This window comes from Novosphingobium humi, assembly GCF_028607105.1.
GTDB lineage: Bacteria > Pseudomonadota > Alphaproteobacteria > Sphingomonadales > Sphingomonadaceae > Novosphingobium > Novosphingobium humi.
In genome coordinates, this window is the sequence record NZ_CP117418.1 from 1,151,063 (window position 1) to 1,168,683 (window position 17,621).

General features: G+C 64.7%; 13 protein-coding genes. 2 read left to right on the forward strand and 11 right to left on the reverse strand.

Going from position 1 to position 17,621, the window contains the following annotated elements:
• Positions 1–21 precede the first annotated feature (21 nt).
• Together PQ457_RS21015 and PQ457_RS21020 are read left to right on the forward strand one after the other, a co-directional pair.
• The gene (locus tag PQ457_RS21015) at positions 22–318 is read left to right on the forward strand and encodes a GNAT family N-acetyltransferase (RefSeq protein ID WP_273619749.1); all 297 of its coding nucleotides are present in this window, start codon (positions 22–24) and stop codon (positions 316–318) included.
• A 6-nt stretch (positions 319–324) separates the two neighbouring features.
• Positions 325–3,267, forward strand: coding sequence for a sensor histidine kinase (locus PQ457_RS21020; RefSeq protein ID WP_273619750.1), 2,943 nt, complete (start codon positions 325–327; stop codon positions 3,265–3,267).
• 6 nt (positions 3,268–3,273) lie between these two features.
• Here PQ457_RS21020 and PQ457_RS21025 read toward each other — a convergent pair whose 3' ends face one another.
• The 11 genes from PQ457_RS21025 to PQ457_RS21075 form a co-directional block, all read right to left on the reverse strand.
• Positions 3,274–4,452 (reverse strand): dihydrolipoamide acetyltransferase family protein, encoded by a 1,179-nt coding sequence (locus tag PQ457_RS21025; RefSeq protein ID WP_273619751.1) that lies wholly within the window; start codon positions 4,450–4,452, stop codon positions 3,274–3,276.
• A gap of 3 nt (positions 4,453–4,455) precedes the next feature.
• The gene (locus PQ457_RS21030) at positions 4,456–5,469 is read right to left on the reverse strand and encodes an alpha-ketoacid dehydrogenase subunit beta (protein ID WP_273619752.1); all 1,014 of its coding nucleotides are present in this window, start codon (positions 5,467–5,469) and stop codon (positions 4,456–4,458) included.
• A 4-nt stretch (positions 5,470–5,473) separates the two neighbouring features.
• Positions 5,474–6,703 (reverse strand): thiamine pyrophosphate-dependent enzyme, encoded by a 1,230-nt coding sequence (locus PQ457_RS21035; protein ID WP_273619753.1) that lies wholly within the window; start codon positions 6,701–6,703, stop codon positions 5,474–5,476.
• Between the two features lie 200 nt (positions 6,704–6,903).
• Positions 6,904–7,752: an HpcH/HpaI aldolase/citrate lyase family protein gene (locus PQ457_RS21040; RefSeq protein ID WP_273619754.1), complete on the reverse strand. Its 849-nt coding sequence runs from the start codon at positions 7,750–7,752 to the stop codon at positions 6,904–6,906.
• The gene (locus PQ457_RS21045) at positions 7,749–8,201 is read right to left on the reverse strand and encodes a MaoC family dehydratase (RefSeq protein ID WP_273619755.1); all 453 of its coding nucleotides are present in this window, start codon (positions 8,199–8,201) and stop codon (positions 7,749–7,751) included. The genes PQ457_RS21040 and PQ457_RS21045 overlap by 4 nt, the downstream gene beginning before the upstream one ends.
• Positions 8,198–10,099: an acetyl/propionyl/methylcrotonyl-CoA carboxylase subunit alpha gene (locus tag PQ457_RS21050; RefSeq protein WP_273619756.1), complete on the reverse strand. Its 1,902-nt coding sequence runs from the start codon at positions 10,097–10,099 to the stop codon at positions 8,198–8,200. Before PQ457_RS21050 ends, PQ457_RS21045 begins: the two co-directional genes overlap by 4 nt.
• Positions 10,053–11,645 carry a carboxyl transferase domain-containing protein gene (locus tag PQ457_RS21055; protein ID WP_273619757.1) on the reverse strand — a complete coding sequence of 531 codons (1,593 nt, stop codon included), beginning with the start codon at positions 11,643–11,645 and terminating at the stop codon, positions 10,053–10,055. The genes PQ457_RS21050 and PQ457_RS21055 overlap by 47 nt, the downstream gene beginning before the upstream one ends.
• Positions 11,642–12,787 carry an acyl-CoA dehydrogenase family protein gene (locus PQ457_RS21060; protein ID WP_273619758.1) on the reverse strand — a complete coding sequence of 382 codons (1,146 nt, stop codon included), beginning with the start codon at positions 12,785–12,787 and terminating at the stop codon, positions 11,642–11,644. The genes PQ457_RS21055 and PQ457_RS21060 overlap by 4 nt, the downstream gene beginning before the upstream one ends.
• A 103-nt stretch (positions 12,788–12,890) precedes the next feature.
• Positions 12,891–13,787 carry an MBL fold metallo-hydrolase gene (locus tag PQ457_RS21065; protein WP_273619759.1) on the reverse strand — a complete coding sequence of 299 codons (897 nt, stop codon included), beginning with the start codon at positions 13,785–13,787 and terminating at the stop codon, positions 12,891–12,893.
• Positions 13,784–14,653, reverse strand: coding sequence for a sterol desaturase family protein (locus tag PQ457_RS21070; RefSeq protein ID WP_273619760.1), 870 nt, complete (start codon positions 14,651–14,653; stop codon positions 13,784–13,786). The genes PQ457_RS21065 and PQ457_RS21070 overlap by 4 nt, the downstream gene beginning before the upstream one ends.
• Before the next feature lie 66 nt (positions 14,654–14,719).
• Positions 14,720–17,146 (reverse strand): TonB-dependent receptor, encoded by a 2,427-nt coding sequence (locus PQ457_RS21075; protein WP_337958498.1) that lies wholly within the window; start codon positions 17,144–17,146, stop codon positions 14,720–14,722.
• Positions 17,147–17,621 lie beyond the last annotated feature (475 nt).

The window sequence follows — 17,621 nt, forward strand, 5'->3', positions numbered from 1 at the left end:
CGTCCCCCGAAAGGCGAAAGCATGTCCGCCCCCTCTGCCGCTGACGTCCGCCACAATCCGGCGCTGAACCGCTTTGAACTGCCCATCGAGGGCGAGGCGCTGGCCATCTGCGTCTATCGCCGCGACGAGGAGGGGCGCTATGTCCTGCTCCATACCGAGGTGCCCGATGACTATGCCGGACAGGGTCTGGCCTCGACGCTGGCCAAGGGCCTGTTCGCCATGGCCCGCGCGCAGGGTTTCTCGCTGGTGCTGCGCTGTCCCTATATGGCGGCATGGTATGCGCGCCACCCTGACTATGCCGATGTCGTGGCCGGTTGAATGCGCTTGAGGGCATGGTTGCTGTTTCTGGCCGCGCTGGCGGCTCCGCAGGTTCCGGCGCGCTCTGCACTGGCGCAGCCTGAGGCCCGGATTGACACGGCCCCGCCCGGCTATGCCCCGCCCGGCTATGCCCTGCGCGCATGGGGGCCGGAAAGCGGCGCCCCCACCGATATACGCACCATCGCGCAAACGCCCGACGGCTTCCTGTGGCTGGGCACGGGCAACGGCCTCTATCGCTTTGACGGGCTGAGCTTTGAAAGGATCGAGCCGGTCGTCTATGAGCGCCGCCGGTCCGCCACGATCCTGACCATGGCGGTTGCGTCCGATGGCGCGCTGTGGGTGGGGCGCGATTATGGCGGCGTGTCGGTCTGGCGCAACGGGAGGCTGGAGGATCTGCCGCGCGACCAGCAGGTCAAAGGCGCGGTGCAGGCCATTACCGCCGGGCCGAACGGCGATGTCTGGATCGCCACGATCGGTGGGCTGGGGCCGCAACTGCATCTTTTTCGCCACGGTCGCTGGTCGCTGATCTCGCCGCAAACCGGGCTTCAGGACGAGAGCATCGACCATCTGGTGGTGGCGCGCGACGCCGCGCTGTGGATCGCGCAGGGCGCATCGGTCTCGCGCATCGCACCGGGCGGGTTGCGGCCCGAACTGGTGCTGCGCCATCCCGCCTATCCCGCCACGCTGGCGCAGGATGATGCAGGCGCGGTCTGGATGACCAGCGCCAAGGGGATCGAGCGGTTGGGCAAAGAGCCGATGATCCGGCCGCTGCCCTCGACCGTTCCGGCGCCCGGTCTGTTTCAGCATGGCGGCCTGATCTTCGCCGATGGCGCGGCATGGCTTTCGGGCTATCGCGACGGCATGATGCTGGCCGCGCGCGGCGCCCCGGCCCGGCTGATGTCAATGGCGATCACGGTGCTGTTCCGCGACGCCGAAGGGTCGCTGTGGGGCGGAGGCGCGGACGGCCTGATACGGCTGCGCCGGTCGGATGTGATCCGCGTGGCCCTGCCCGGCGCGCCCACCACCGGCTTTGCACTGGGCGGGGCGCCGGATGCGCCGCTCTATCTGGGCACGGATTCGGGCGTGGTCGGCATCGAGAATGGCCGCCCGCGCCTGATCCATCCGGGCGGCTACATCACCGCGATCTGCGCAGGCCAAAAGGGCGAGCTGCTGGCCATGGCGCAGACCAAGGGCTATGTCCGGCAGGGCGGGCGCTGGCGCTATCTGCCCCCGCCGCCCGACGCCGCCCCCACGGGCAGTTGCGCCGTCACCAGCGACGGGCGGATCCTCAACATCGTCGGCAATCTCAACATCGCCCAATTGGAGGGCGGGCGCTGGAAAGGATGGCAACCGGCGCAGGACTGGCAATTCGGCGTTTCGGACGGGCAAAAGGGCCTCTTCACCCTGCGCCCCACCACCAGCCTCACGCACCTGACCCCCACCGGCCAAAGCGAGATATGGAACCGCGATCAGATCGCCACGGGTTTCATGCGGATGCTGCGCCCGTTTGGCCCGGACCTCTATGTCGGGGGCGAACAGGGGCTGGCGCGGATGCGGGGCGGGCGGACCGTCACGCTCGATGCGCGCCATCATCCCTGGCTGGCGGAAATCACGGGCATCGCGGTGGGGCGCGACCGGGTCTGGATCATCAGCGGCGCGGGCATCGCCGATGTCGAGCGCGGACGATGGGATGCCGCCTTTGCCCATCCCGAACAAGCCATCCCCCATCGTCTGCACGGCGATCACGAAGGCATCCATGCCAGGCGCGATGTCTATTGGGCGGCCAATGACGCCGGGATCGACGCGCAGGGCCGGCCATGGTTCGTAACCAACCGGGGGCTGGTGCGTATCGCCCCCGAAGGCGGCGCGGCGCCCGCCCCCGCGCCGCCGGTGCTGATCCGCTCGCTGGAGGCCGATGGCCGGGTCTATCATGGCGATGGTGCGGCGCTGCCCGCGGGGACAAGGCGGGTTCAGATCGAAGCAGCGGCGCTCAGCCTGATCGATCCGGCGCGCAATCTCTATCGCTATCGGCTCAGCGGTATTGACCGCGACTGGGTGCAAACCGACGCGCGGACCATCGCCTATACCGGGTTGGCGCCGGGGCGCTATGTGATGGAGGTGATGGCCGCCAATGCCGATGGCCGGTGGAGCACGCGGGCAGCGCGGGTGACTTTCTCGATCGCCCCCTATTTCTGGCAGACATGGTGGTTTGCCGCGCTGGCCGGGCTGGCTCTGGGGGTGGCGGTCTGGGCAGGTCTGCGCTGGCGCATCCGCGCGGCCACGCAGGCGGTGCGGCAAAGGATCGAGGACCGACTGGTGGTTCACCAGCATATCGCGCGCGAATTGCACGACACTTTGCTCCAAGGCTTTCAGGGCCTGATGCTGCGTTTCCAATCGACGCTCGAACGGCTGCCCCACGATCATCCGGCGCGGCTCGAACTGGAGGCGACGCTGGAGCGGGCCGATGACGTGCTGATCGAGGGGCGCGACAAGGTGCGCGAATTACGCGCGGCGGGCGAACCGGTCGATCTGGCGGCGCTGCTGCGCGCGCTGGCGGCGGCGCGGCTGGAGGATGGGCCGGTCTGGGACTTGCGGATCACGGGCAAGCCCCGCCGCGTATGCGCGCCCGTGGCCGACGAAATCGAGGCCATTGCGAGCGAGGCGCTGTTCAACGCCCGCCGCCATGCGCAGGCGGGCCGGATCATCATCACCATCAGTTTCGCCCGCGACAGCCTGCATCTGAGCGTGGCCGATGACGGCGTGGGACTGGACCGCGAGGTTCTGGCGCAGGGCGGGCGCCCCGGCCATTTCGGCCTGATCCACATGCGCGAGCGCGCGGCCGCGCTGGGCGCAAAATTCGACATGGGCGATGCGCGCCCGCATGGGACGGTCATGACGCTGACCATCCCGGCGCGCATCGCCTTTCGCGAGGTCAAATGGAGCTTTTGACGCAGGCTAGTCCATAAACAGCAGCGCGGGATGTTCGAGCATACGGCGGATGCTCTGGATAAAGCGCGCCGCATCATGGCCATCGACGATGCGGTGATCAAACGAGCTCGACAGGTTCATCACCTTGCGCAGCGCCACGAAAGGCCCCTGAACCACCGGGCGCTCAACGATGCGGTTGGGGCCGATGATCGCCACTTCGGGATGGTTGATGATCGGCGTGGTGGCAATGCCGCCCAGCGGCCCGAGCGAGGTGATCGTAATCGTCGATCCGCTCAATTCCTCGCGGCCGATGCTGCCGTCGCGCGCGGCCCCGCTCAGCCGCGCCAGTTCGCGGGCGCAGGCGCGGATGTCGAGCGTTTCGGCATGGCGGATGACCGGCACCATCAGGCCATGGGGAGTCTGGACCGCGACGCCCACATGCACCCCGGCATATTGCCGCAGCACGCCCTGTTCATCGTCATAATGCGCGTTAACCTGCGGAAAATCGGGCAAGGCGCGGACCATTGCCCGAATGAAGAAGGGCAGCAGGGTCAGCCTGTCCCCACCCTCCCTGTTCATTTCATCGCGCAGCGCCTCCAGCTCGGTCAGATCGCATTCCTCGACATAGGTGATCTGGGGAATGCGTTGATGGGCCTGCTCCATCCTTTCGGCGATCTTGCGGCGCAGGCCGGTGATCGGGATGTCGGTTGCCCCATCACGCGGGGCGGGGCGCGCGCGTGCGGCCTTGCGGGCATGGGCTTCCAGATCCTCGGGCGTGATGCGCCCGCCCGGCCCGCTTCCCGCCACAGATTCCAGCGCAATGCCCAATTCACGCGCGCGGTGGCGCGTGGCAGGCGCGGCCAGAGGAGCAGCGGTTTCCGGCTCGAAGGTCGCTCGGGTCAAAGGTTCGGGCGCCGGTTCCGGCTCCGGTTCCGGCTGGACCGCCGCCTCTCCCTCGCCCTCGCCCGCCACCTCGATCTCGACCAGAACCGCGCCCACCGCCATCATCTCGCCCACCGCGCCGTGAATGGCCAGCACCTTGCCCGCAACGGGCGATGTCATGTCCACCGTTGCCTTGTCGGTCATCACATCGACCAGACACTGGTCCTCAGCCACATGATCGCCCGGCTTCACATACCAGACCGCGATTTCGGCCTCGGCAATGCCCTCGCCAATGTCGGGCAGGCGGAATTGATAAAGGCTCATGGATCAATACTCCATCACGCGGCGCAGCGCGGCCATCAGGCGCGCCGGGCCGGGAAAATAGTCCCATTCAAAAGCATGCGGATAGGGCGTGTCCCAACCGGCAACGCGGTCGATGGGGGCTTTGAGATGATCAAAACAGCGCTCCTGGACCAGCGCCAACAATTCGCCCCCGAAACCGCCAAAGCGCGAGGCTTCATGCAGGACCACGCAGCGCCCGGTCTTGCGCACCGAGGCCACGATGGCATCAATATCGAGCGGCACCAGCGAGCGCAGGTCGAGCAGTTCGGCATCCACCCCGGCCTCTTCGATGCCCGCCAGCGCGACATGGACCATCGTGCCATAGGCCAGCACGGTGACATCGCGCCCCTCACGCACCACCGCCGCCTTGCCCAGCGGTACGCGGTAGAGCCCTTCGGGAACCTCGGCCATCGGATGCCCGGCCCATGTTTTCAGCGGCCTGTCGTGATGCCCGTCAAAGGGGCCGTTATAGATCCGCTTGGGTTCGAGGATGATGACCGGATCATCATCCTCGATTGCCGCGATCAGCAGGCCCTTGGCGTCATAGGGGTTGGACGGCACCACGGTTTTGAGCCCCACCACATGGGTAAAGATCGCCTCCGGACTCTGGCTGTGCGTCTGGCCGCCGAAAATGCCGCCGCCATAGGGCGTGCGCACGGTCAGCGGCGCCCAGAACTCGCCGTTCGAGCGATAGCGCAGCCGCGCCGCCTCACTGACCAACTGGTCAAAGGCGGGCAGGATGTAATCGGCAAACTGGATCTCCACCACCGGGCGCAACCCATAGGCTCCCATGCCGATGGCCGTGGCGATGATGCCTCCTTCGGCAATCGGCGTGTCGAAACAGCGCGTCAGCCCATGTTTGGCCTGAAGCCCGTCGGTCACGCGGAACACCCCGCCGAAATAGCCGACATCCTCGCCAAAGATCAGCACATCGGGATCGGCCCCCAGTTTCTCGTCCAGCGCATTGTTGAGCGCCTGAACCATATTCATCACCGGCATGGCCTCAGACCCCCATTTCGCGGCGCTGTTCGAGCACGCGCCAGTCCGGATCCTTAAACACATCCTCGAACATCGAGGCGAGGTCAGGCTTGGATTTGCCCAGCGTGCCGATGGCCTCGCCCGCGCGGACGGCGGCGCGCACCTCCTCGTCCAGCGCGGATTGCAGGGCCGCGTGGCGCTCCTCGTCCCACTCGCCCAAGGCGATCAGATGGTCGCGCAGCCGGTCTATCGGATCGCCCAGCGGCCATTGCCGCGCCTCGTCGGCGGGGCGGTATTTGGCCGGATCATCGGCGGTGGAATGACCCGCCGCGCGATAGGTGAACAATTCGATCAGCGTTGCGCCAAGGTTCAGCCTTGCGCGCTGCGCCGCCCATTGCGTGGCCGCCCAGACCGCCAGAAAATCATTGCCGTCCACCCGCAGGCCCGGAATGCCATAGGCCAGCGCCTTGGCCGCAAAGGTGGTTTCATTGGCCCCCGCGATGCCGGAAAAGCTGGAGATCGCCCATTGGTTGTTGGTCACGCACAGGATCACCGGCGCGCGATAGACGCTGGCAAAGGTGATCGCCTCGTGAAATCCGCCCTCGGCCGTGGTGCCTTCGCCGACATAGGCCAGTGCGATCCGGTCATCGCCCTTATAGGCCGAGGCCATCGCCCAGCCCACCGCATGGCCAAACCGGCTGCCCAGATTGCCCGAGATCGAATAGAACCCATAATCGCGGGCCGAATAGAGGATCGGCAATTGTCGCCCGCGCAACGGATCGCCCGCATTGGAGAAGATCTGGTTGACCAGATCGAGCAGCGGATAGTTCCGCGCCATCAGCCAGCCGACCACGCGATAGGTGGGAAAGCACATGTCGCGCGCGCCCAGCATCAGCGACTGCGCCACGGCAATCGCCTCCTCGCCGGTGGATTTCATGTAAAAGCTGGTCTTGCCCTGACGGTGGGCGCGAAACAGGCGATCATCAAAGGCCCGCGTCAGCATCATCGCGCGCAGGCCCCGATGCAGCACATCAACATCCAGATGCGGGTCCCACGGACCCACGGCGCGATGGCCATCATCCAGCACGCGGATCATGCCAAAGGGCATGTCGCGCATGGTGGGTTCGGCGGCATCGACATCGGGCCGCATGGTTTCGCCAGCCTTGGGCAGCTTCATTCCGCCAAAATCGGGGTGGTCGCCGGGGCGGGCCGGGGGCTCGGGAATATGCAGGGTGAGCCGGGGTTGATTATCCATGTCCTCTCCTTGGCCTTTTGTCCCGTGGCGCGTTTTTCCTGCGGCCTTTCGGGAATTTCAGCTTCTTTCCGGAAACGTTTCGCCGGTCTGTAGCGACGGCGAGATCGAGGCAAATTCCTCCTTTTTCAGGGCTTGGACAGGGATCAGATGCCTATTCCAAACGCCTGTCAACGGGGTGTCCGAAACAGGCAAAACGGGCCTCAATCGCGCCCTGTCGGCAAAGCAGCCCCTTCGGCTCGCGCAATAATATTACGCGCCTGCGCCAGATGTGGTGCGTCGATCATTTTGCCGTCGAGAATCACCACCCCCGCCCCCTGTGCTTGGGCAAAGGCGGCGATGATCGCGCGCGCCTGTTCGACCTGCTGCGCGCTGGGGGTGAAGGCGGCGTTGATGACCGGCACCTGATCGGGATGCAGCGCCATCATCCCGGTAAAGCCGTCAAAGGCCCCCCGCGCGGCATAGGCCGCCAGCCCGTCAAGGTCGCGGATCGCGGGATAGACCGTTTCGATGGCGGCCACCCCTGCGGCATGGGCGCCAAACAGCGCCATCGAACGCACCATCTCATAGGGGGCCGTATAGGAGCCGTCGGGGCGCCTCGCCCCCATCGCGCCGATGGCGGCGGGCAGATCCTCGGCCCCCCATGTCAGGCCGCACAGATGGTCGGCCGCCTCGCCATAGGTGCCGAGGCCAAAGATGGCCTGCGGGGTCTCGGTGGCGATGGGCAGGATCGGCATCCCAGGCGCGAGAGCCGCCAACGAACGGACGGTCGCGGCCTCCAATGCCTTGGGCAGGACCAGCCCATCTGCGCCGCGTGCCGCCGCCAGATCGGCCTCCAGATGCGGCCCGTCGATGGGGTTGATCCGCACAAAGCGGATAATCTCCGCCGGGGTGCCCAGACAATCGGCCACCGCTTCGCGCGCCTTGGGTTTGGCGGCGGGGGCAACGGCATCCTCCAGATCGAGGATGATCGCATCGGCCCCGCTGCCCGCCGCCTTGGCGAAACGTTCGGGCCGATCCCCCGGCACGAACAGCAGCGAGCGCAGCCTCATGCGGGCCTGCGCGCAATCAGCGCGGTGCGCAGGCATTGGCAGACCATTTCATCGCGCTGGTTCCACAATTCGTGGCGGAATGTGACCAGCCCGGCATGGGGCCGCGAACGGCTTTCCCGACATTCCATCACCTCGGTGCAGGCCCGCATCGTGTCGCCCAGAAAGACCGGTTTGGGCATCACCACCCGGTCATAACCCAGATTGGCCACCAGCGTGCCCAGCGTGGTTTCGCCCACCGTCAGGCCAATCATCAGCGCAAAGGTGAAAGTGCCGTTGACGAGGATCTGGCCAAATTCGCTGGCTCGCGCCGCCTCGGCGTCAATATGCAAGGGCTGGGGATTATGCGTCATGGCCGAAAACAGCAGATTGTCGGTCTCGGTCACGGTGCGGCGGATCGGGTGGTCGATGCGATCGCCCACCTCCCATTCCTCGAAATAGCGGCCGCTCATGCTGCTTCTCCTGCGGTTATTCGCACCAGCACCATGCCTTCGCGCACCTGCGCCCCTTGCGCGAAAGGCATGTCCGCAACCACCCCGTCAAAGGGCGCGGTCAGGCCATGCTCCATCTTCATCGCCTCCAGCGTCACCAGCTTCTGTCCCTTGCTCACGCTTTGTCCCGGCGCGACATGGACGGCGATGATCGTGCCCGGCATGGGGGCCAAAACCGCCCCGTCACCCGCCGCCGCCGCCCCGGTCGCGGCGGCGCGATAGGGCCGCACCTCCCAGCTCTGCCCATGTTCGCTCAGCAAAACGTGACCGAGCGGGGCGCGGAAAATCTCGCCCTCACGCGGGGCCACATCGACCTCGACCAGTTGCCCCTCGACCAGCAGCCGCGCCCGCCCCTGTCGCGGAGCGTTGAGCCGGAAACCCGCCAGCGCCCCCGCCCCGCCCAGATCCGCCGCCGCCCGGCCCAAACCCGCATTATCGGGCAGAGGATCGGGCATCAAGGCATCTCCCGCCCGCGCGATCAGACCGGTGTCCATCTCTCCGCCCGCAAAGTCGGGATGGTTCAGCGCCTTGACCAGAAAGCCCGCGTTGGTGCGCAAGGGCCAGACCACCGCGCGATCCAGAGTGTCGGCCAATCTGCGCCGCGCCTCATCCCGCGTGGCGCCATGGGCGATCAGCTTGGCGATCATCGGGTCGTAATAGGGTGTGATCCGGCCCCCTTGCACCACGCCCGTATCGACCCGCACGCCATCGCCGGGATCAAAAACATCCAGCCGCCCGATCGAGGGCAAAAATCCCCGCGCCGGGTCCTCGGCATAGAGCCGCGCCTCCATCGCCGATCCTTTGATCGACAGATCCTCCTGACGCATGGGCAGCGCCTCGCCCGATGCCACCCGCAATTGCCATTCGACCAGATCGACGCCCGTGATCGCCTCGGTGACGGGATGTTCGACCTGAAGCCGCGTGTTCATTTCCATGAACCAGATACGGTCGGCGCGCAGGCCCTCGCCGGCGTCGGCAATGAATTCAACCGTGCCCGCGCCGACATAATCGACCGCGCGGGCCGCATCGACGGCCGCGCGGCACACCGCCGTCCGCGTGGCTTCATCCATGCCCGGCGCCGGGGCCTCCTCGATCACCTTCTGATGGCGGCGTTGCAGCGAGCAGTCGCGCTCGAACAGGTGGACGATGTTGCCATGGCGGTCGCCAAACACCTGCACCTCGATATGGCGCGGGCGGGTGATGAATTTCTCGATCAGCACGCGGTCATTGCCGAAAGCGGCCATCGCCTCACGCCTGCACGAGGCCAGCGCATCGGCAAAATCGGCAGGATCGGCCACCAGCCGCATTCCCTTGCCGCCGCCGCCCGCCACCGCCTTGATCAGCACCGGATAGGTGATCGCGGCGGCCTGCTGCGCCAGATGAGCATCATCCTGATCCGCGCCCAGATAGCCCGGCGTGACCGGCACACCGGCCGCCGCCATGCGCGCCTTGGCCGCATCCTTCAGGCCCATGGCGGTGATGGCGGCCGGATCGGGCCCGACCCAGATCAGGCCCGCATCCATGACTGCCTGCGCGAATTCGGCATTTTCCGACAGGAAGCCATAGCCGGGATGGATCGCCTCTGCGCCCGTCTCCAGCGCGGCGGCGATGATCCGGTCGCCCCGCAAATAGCTTTCGCGCGCGAGCGCAGGGCCGATGGCGACGGCCCGGTCAGCCATGGCGACATGCAGCGCGCCCGCATCGGCCTCGGAATGGACCGCGACGGTGCGGATGCCCATCCGGCGCGCGGTGCGGATGATGCGGCAGGCGATTTCGCCGCGATTGGCGATCAAGAGCGAGGCAATCACCGCATCACATCCTGAAAAGGCCGAATTGCGCGCGATCCGGGATCGGCGCATTCAGCGCGGCGGCCAGAGCCAGCCCCAGCACATCGCGGGTCTGGGCCGGGTCGATGATGCCATCGTCCCACAGACGGGCGGTGGCATACCATGGGCTGCCCTCCTCCTCATATTTGGCGCGGATCGGGGCCTTGAAGGCTTCGGCCTCTTGCGCCGTCCATGTCGCCGCGTCGCGGTGGACGGTGGCCAGCACGCTGGCTGCCTGTTCGCCGCCCATCACCGAAATGCGCGCATTGGGCCAGGTGAACAGAAAACGCGGCCCATAGGCGCGCCCGCACATGCCGTAATTGCCCGCCCCGAAACTGCCCCCGATCAGCACGGTGATCTTGGGCACGCTGGCGGTCGCCACGGCGGTCACCAGTTTGGCGCCGTGGCGGGCAATGCCCTCGGCCTCATATTTGCCGCCGACCATAAAACCGCTGATGTTTTGCAGGAAGAGCAAGGGGATGCGCCGCTGGCACGCCAGTTCGATGAAATGCGCGCCCTTTATCGCGCTCTCGCTGAACAAGACGCCATTATTGGCCAAGATCGCCACCGGCATACCGTGAATATGGGCAAAGCCGCAGACCAGCGTCGTGCCGTAAAGCGGCTTGAATTCATGCAACGCGCTGTCATCGACGATACGGGCGATCACCTCGCGCACATCATAGGGCGCGCGCACATCCTGCGGGATGATGCCATAGAGTTCGGCCGGATCGTAACGCGGCGGCATCGACGGCTGAAGATTGACCGGCGCGCGATGCTGGGGCGCCAGCGTGCCGACAATGTCGCGCAGGATGGCGATCGCGTGATCGTCATTGTCCGCCACATGATCGACCACGCCCGACTTGCGCCCATGCAGATCGCCCCCGCCCAGTTCCTCGGCGCTGATGATCTCGCCCGTTGCGGCCTGCACCAGCGGCGGCCCGGCAAGGAAGATGGTCCCCTGCCCGCGCACGATCACGCTTTCATCCGACATGGCCGGAACATAGGCCCCGCCCGCCGTGCAACTGCCCATAACGCAGGCGATCTGGGGAATGCCGCGCGCCGACATCTGGGCCTGATTGTAGAAGATGCGGCCGAAATGATCGCGGTCGGGAAAGACCTCGGCCTGATGCGGCAGATTGGCCCCGCCGCTGTCGACCAGATAGATGCAGGGCAGGTTGTTTTCGGCCGCGATCTCCTGTGCGCGCAGGTGTTTTTTGACCGTCATCGGGAAATAGGTGCCGCCTTTGACCGTGGCGTCATTGGCCGCGATCATCACCTGTCGGCCCGCCACGCGCCCGATCCCGGCCACGATCCCCGCCCCCGCCACATCGCCCCCATAGAGGCCATGGGCGGCCAGTTGCCCGATTTCCAGAAACGGACTGCCCGGATCGAGCAGCCGATCGATCCGATCACGCGCCAGCAATTTGCCGCGCCCGACATGGCGTTGCCGCGCCGCCTCGCCGCCGCCCAAGGCCGCCGCGGCCACATCGGCGCGCAATTTCTCGGCCAGGGCGCGATTATGCGCCTCATTGGCACGGAAGGACTCGCTCTCGGCGGCGATGCCGGTTTCGAGGATCATCGCCCTCCTCCGATCAATTCGCGCCCGATCAGCATCCGCCGGATTTCATTCGTTCCCGCGCCAATATCGAGCAATTTGGCATCGCGCAGGAAACGCTCGACCGGCCAGTCTTTGGTATAGCCCGCCCCGCCCAGCGCCTGCACCGCCTCCAGCGCCACACGCACCGCATTCTCGCTGGCCAACAGGATGGCGCCCGCCGCGTCATGGCGCGTGGTGCGCCCTGCATCGCAAGCCCCCGCCACGGCATAGACATAGGCCCGTGCGGAATTGAGCGCGACATACATATCGGCCACCTTGGCCTGCATCAGTTGGAACGCGCCGATGGGCTGGCCGAATTGCTTTCGCGTCCGCACATAGGGCAGGACGACATCGAGGCAGGCCTGCATGATGCCAAGCTGGATCCCGGCCAGCACCGCGCGCTCATAATCCAGCCCGCTCATCAGCACCTTGACCCCGCCATGGAGCGGCCCCAGCACATTTTCGCGCGGCACATGGCAGCCGTCGAACACCAGCTCGGCGGTGGGCGAACCGCGCATGCCCATCTTGTCGATCTTCTGACCAATCGAAAAACCCGGCATGGTCTTTTCGATCAGAAAAGCTGTGATCGCCTCTCCGGTCTTGGCATAGATCACCAGCGTGTCGGCACAGGCGCCATTGGTGATCCAGAATTTCGTGCCGTCCAGCACAAATCCGCCATCGACCTCCCGCGCGCGCAGCTTCATCGATACCACATCAGACCCCGCCCCGGCCTCCGACATGGCCAAAGCGCCGACATGCTCGCCCGAAATCAGGCGGGGCAGATAGCGAGCCTTCTGATCCTCATTGCCCCAGCGCGCAATCTGGTTGACGCACAGGTTCGAATGCGCGCCATAGCTGAGGCCAATCGAAGCCGAGGCGCGGCTGACCTCTTCGCAGGCCACGACATGGTCCAGATAGCCCAGCCCCAGCCCGCCCCATTCCGGCGCCACCGTGATGCCATGCAGGCCCAGTTCGCCCATCGCGGGCCATAATTCCTCGCGCGGGAACCAGTCATCGGCATCAATCCGAACCGCCAGAGGCGCAATGCGGGCCGCGGCGAAACGCGCCGTCGCCTCACGGATCATCCGGGCATTCTCGCCCAGCGCGAAATCGAAATCGGCCATTTTCGGGCCTCTCCTGCGTTTATATCTTTACGCAGAACCTATCAAAATTCCCGCTGTTGGCGATTGCTATTTCAGGGGCAAAAGCGATGGATTGTTGCGGAATTCATTGATCTCTTGATGGAACCGGCACGATGATGAAATGGTCATGCACCGCGCGCGTGTCGGGCACATCCAGCTTGGCCCTGAAACCGGCCTGCAACTCGCGCAATTGCGACACCGGCATTTCCAGCACATGCTCGTCGGGATGGGTCGGGGCCTCATGGCCATAATCGCGGCCGGGTGTTTGCGTCATTTCGATATGCGCGCCCAACAGCGCGCGGACGCGGTGCGTGGCGGCAAATCTGACCACACGGTCCACGCTGGCGCGCGCCTCGTCCATGAAATTGACCGGCACATAAAGACGCCCCGGATAAAGCGTATCCCCCGACAGCAGGATCGCAAGGCGCGGATCGTAATACATCGCCGCCGCCTTTTGATGGCCGGGCGTCGGGATCACGCTGATGACCCGCCCGCCCAGATCAATCCGACCGATGCCCTCGGGCCAATGGGCGATGCCGAAGAAGGCGGCAACATCGGCAGGCGCCGTGCCCACCACCACCGTATCGGGCCGATCACGAAAGGCGGGGTCGGCGGCAATATGGTCGCCATGGCTGTGGCTGTGCGCCACCACCAGAGGAATCGCCCGGCGGTGATGCGCGGCCAGCCAGCCCTGGATCACACGGTCCACCACCGGGCGGATCACGCCCCCCTGCGCGCCGGTATCGACCAGCAGGGCGCGATCATGGCCAAAAATCAGATAAAGAAAGGGCGCCTCGAAATTGGTCTTGACCGATTGGCGGATGACATAGGTGTCGCCGTCCAGCGCCTGCACCTGCGCCACAGGCTCAACCTCCTGCGTGCCGTCGATCCAGCGCTCCTTGAACAGGGGCGGCGCAGGGGCGGCGGCGGCCTGCGTGGCGATCAGCCCGGCCAGCGCCAGGGCAAGGCGCGTCCGTCTCAAGACGCCTGCCCCTTGCGCGCCTTATAGGCCTCGACCAGTGGCACCAAGGGGAACACCGTCTGTTCCCAGATCGAGAGGCGCTTGCGGTCGCCCTGTCCCACCACACTGGCCTCGCCCTCGCGGAATGTTCCGAACACGCGGTCCCAGAAGATCAGCGAATTGCCGTAATTGCAGCGCGTGTCCTCATAGGGCACCGAATGATGCAGGCTGTGGTTGCGGATCGTGGTGAAGAAGAAGGCATAGAAGAAGGGCGGATTGGCGGCCACATTGGCATGGGCATAGATGGCAATCGCCGCATTGACCGAAATCGCGCAGAATTTGGCCGTGGGCGAGAAGTCGAAAAAGGCCAGCACGCTCAGGCTGATAAGGAACAGTTCGATGGGATTGCCCACCGATCCCTTCATCGCGTTCAATTGGGTAATGTGATGATGCGGCGCATGGGTCAGCCAGAAAGGCGTCGAATTGTGCATCAGCCGGTGCATCCAGTACTGGCCGAATTCGATGATAGCCATGACCGAGACGACCTGCACCAGAAAGGGCAGACGCCCGGCCCAAGGTGTGGCGATACCCAGCGCCTTCTTGGCCGCCATCAGCGGTTCTTCGGCCGCCACATTGGTCACCCATGTGATGACCGTTGCCCCCAGGATGACATAGAACAGATCGGTGGCAAATTCGCGCCAGTCCATCCGCCAGCCCTCGTGCCGCTCGAACAGGAATTCCAGCCCCAGCACGAAAGCGGTGGTGACCGAAGTCACCCAGACCAGCGTATATTCGTTGGCCAGCCACGCGGCCGGACCAAACATCCAGAAGCAGACAATGGCAACCAGCGTGGCGGGCGGCAGAAGATTGACGAGATGCTGTTTCATGACAGGCAAACCCTGATCCAATGGTCCAGAGATGCCGGGCCAAGACCATGGCCCGGCAGGGCAAATTCAGTAATGGAAGCGCAGGTCCACACCCACCTTGCGCGGGGTCAGAATGCCTTGCGCATAATATCGTTCGACCACACCGGTGCGGGTCTGGTTGTACGAGCTGATGTCATTGCTGATCGAGGTGATCGCATATTTGTCGAAGATATTGTCGGCAAACAGCGCCACATCAAAGGCGGGCGCGTGATAGGTGACGGCCGCGCGATGCGTGACATAGCTGGGGATCACCTCGCCATTGCCGCGCAGGCCGATGCGGGAATAGACATTGCCCTTGAACACGGCGGCCCAATTGGCCTCGATGCTGCGCCCCTCGCCCAGCGGGTAGGTGTAGGTCAGCTGCGCGCTGCCCGAATGTTTGGTCGATCCGGGCAGACGGTCGCCCGCAAAGACCGGATAGGCCACGCCCTGGCTGACCACCACATTGTCGGCGTCCTGCGTCAGATGGGCGTCGGTATAGGAATAGGTGCCGTTGAAGACCAGACGCGGGGTGATGCGGAATTGGCCCGAAAGATCAAAGCCCTGCGAGACAGCATCCTTGGCATTGACCGTCACGCCCACCGCGCCGTTGACGGTCTGGGTGTCGACCTGAATGTTCTTCCAGTCGATATAATAGGCCGAAAGCGTGAATTGCAGGCGCTTGTCCAGCATCGAGGCGCGGATGCCGATTTCGGCATTGTTGGTCTTGTCGGGTTTATAAAGCAATTCATTAGGATAGGCGCAGACATTCTGGCCCGGCGGCACATTGCCCGGCGAGAAGGTGCAGGGCGCCACGCGGTTCACATTGCCCGTGCGATAGCCCGTGCTGTAGGTGGCATAGACCAGCAGATCCTTGCTGAACTTGTAGGATGTGTTGGCCTTCCACACCACGCCGTCGGCGCTGGTGTTGCCCGAACGGATGCGGCTGGGGTCGAACTGGATCAGCGGATAGGGCGTGCGCGTCAGACCTCCGCCGAACAGCGGCGTATCGGTGCCGCCGGTGGCAAAGGCGTCATATTTGAAATAGCGCAGGCCCCCCGTCACCTGCCATGCATCGGTCAGATGCGCGGTCGCCTCGCCGTAAACCGCCTTTTCCTTGGTCCGCGTGTTGACGAAGGAGATATATTCCAGATCGTCCGGGCGATAGACCCCGGCAAAGGCGGCGAAACCGGGCGTATGCTCCTGATAGTTCCGATAATTGCGCAAGTTGTTGTAAAACCCGCCGATCACCCAGCTGATCGGGCCACCATGGGATGAAACCAGCCGCAATTCGCCGTTGAACTGGCGATATTCCTCGTTGGTGTCATTATACGAGGAGAAGGAAGGAAACGCCTCATAGCCGTAATTCAGGTCGAGCAGCAGGTCGGTGTTGTCGGCATGGGTTTTCAGGTTCTGGTTGGTATAGGCGCCCGTCGCCACCACCTGCGCAAAGCCGAGGTTGAAATTGAATTCGGCGGCGAACAGGTCCGCCTTGCGCGTGGTCGGCTCCAGATAGCGCCACGGACCTTCATACTTGTCCGTGCCCAGAACGCCCGCGCCGGTCGCCTGCCGCCCCAGCGTCTTGGTGATCTGATGCGCATAGGTCAGATAGAGCTTGGCCGCCGGGCTGGCCTCCAGCAGCAACTGGTTGCGCGTGGTGAAGGTGCGTTCGTAATTCACCCCTTTGCGGAAGGTGAAATTGTTCAGGTAATCGGTGGAAGTGCCAAAGCCGCCCTGCGCCGCGGTGGTTCCGCGCACCGGCTGGGGATCGGAAACGCCGGGGTTTTTCAGCAGGTGGTTGTAATTGATGAAGCCGGGATTGTCATAATAGCCCACGGTCGAGCGCAGCGCGATATGATCGGCCAGAATGGGAATATTGACCGTGCCATCGACATTGGCGCCGAAATCGGAGCTGTGGGCCTGGGCAAAGCCGCGCGCGTGGAAGTCAACGGTGAATTTGTCCGTCGTGGGCCGGTTGGGCATATAGCGCACCGCGCCCGCCAGCGTGCCGAGGCCATAAAGCGTGCCCTGCGGCCCCTGCAGCACTTCGACGCGGGAAATGTCAATCAGCTTGAAATCGAGATAGAGCGGCACCTCGCCCAGATAGACGCCCACCGCCGTTTCGTAATTCGAGCCGGTCGCGCTGGAATCGGACGAGGAAATGCCGCGCATCACGATGTTGCCGGTCGATTTGGGGCCGGTGTCATTGACCGTGATGCCCGGCGTGAAAGAGGCCAGCGCCTTCACATCGTCGATCCGCGCCTTGGCCAACTGATCCGAACCCAGCGCGCTGATGTTGATCGGCGCGTCCTGCAAGGTGGTCTGGCGGCGCGTGGCCGTGACCACGATATCGCCGCCATTGCCCGGCGCGTCAGTATTGGCGGGGGCATCGGCGGCCACGGCAAGCGTGGGCATCCCGACGCCCATCAGAATGGTGGCGCAGAGCAATGTTTTGCGGGTCGATTTCCTGGTCACTTTGCCTCCTGTTGTGTCAAATGCCAATCAATCGGACGCATTTCTCCCTCGCCACCCGACAAGGCGACGACAACGCGACCACCTTGTGGCCTGCCCTCAAGTATTCGATGCAAACTTGGCCTGTCGGTGATGCGCTTTTCCGCGTTGCAACATCATTGCCGACATTCTCATAACGCTATGGATATTACTTAAGCCGTCAAGCGTAATATTTCTGCGGTGTTTCAGTATGAAATCGCTTCTTGCCGCATTGCGGAAATCCGCGATTTTTCTATCCTGGCGCCGCTTTTTGAACCCCGGCGCAGCCTCCTGTTTTCCAGATGGTCCGCCGCGCCACTATGGCCGAATCGCAACACCTGTTATCCCTGTCCCCCGCCGGTCCGAATCGCGCCAAACCCAGCAATTCCGCCTGATTTGACCCATTCGCGCCGCCTTTGGACCCGCAGGGTTTAACCCCGTTTCGCTCTGCGCCCTCTGC

Bases quoted from the DNA above. Each gene is read 5' to 3' on its own strand.
- PQ457_RS21030 (WP_273619752.1), bottom strand. From the start codon at position 5,469: ATGCCGGTGATGAATATGGTTCAGGCGCTCAACAATGCGCTGGACGAG.
- PQ457_RS21060 (WP_273619758.1), bottom strand. From the start codon at position 12,787: ATGGCCGATTTCGATTTCGCGCTGGGCGAGAATGCCCGGATGATCCGT.
- PQ457_RS21055 (WP_273619757.1), bottom strand. From the start codon at position 11,645: ATGATCCTCGAAACCGGCATCGCCGCCGAGAGCGAGTCCTTCCGTGCC.
- PQ457_RS21050 (WP_273619756.1), bottom strand. From the start codon at position 10,099: ATGCGCCGATCCCGGATCGCGCGCAATTCGGCCTTTTCAGGATGTGAT.
- PQ457_RS21015 (WP_273619749.1), top strand. From the start codon at position 22: ATGTCCGCCCCCTCTGCCGCTGACGTCCGCCACAATCCGGCGCTGAAC.
- PQ457_RS21040 (WP_273619754.1), bottom strand. From the start codon at position 7,752: ATGAGGCTGCGCTCGCTGCTGTTCGTGCCGGGGGATCGGCCCGAACGT.
- PQ457_RS21070 (WP_273619760.1), bottom strand. From the start codon at position 14,653: ATGAAACAGCATCTCGTCAATCTTCTGCCGCCCGCCACGCTGGTTGCC.
- PQ457_RS21045 (WP_273619755.1), bottom strand. From the start codon at position 8,201: ATGAGCGGCCGCTATTTCGAGGAATGGGAGGTGGGCGATCGCATCGAC.
- PQ457_RS21025 (WP_273619751.1), bottom strand. From the start codon at position 4,452: ATGAGCCTTTATCAATTCCGCCTGCCCGACATTGGCGAGGGCATTGCC.
- PQ457_RS21035 (WP_273619753.1), bottom strand. From the start codon at position 6,703: ATGGATAATCAACCCCGGCTCACCCTGCATATTCCCGAGCCCCCGGCC.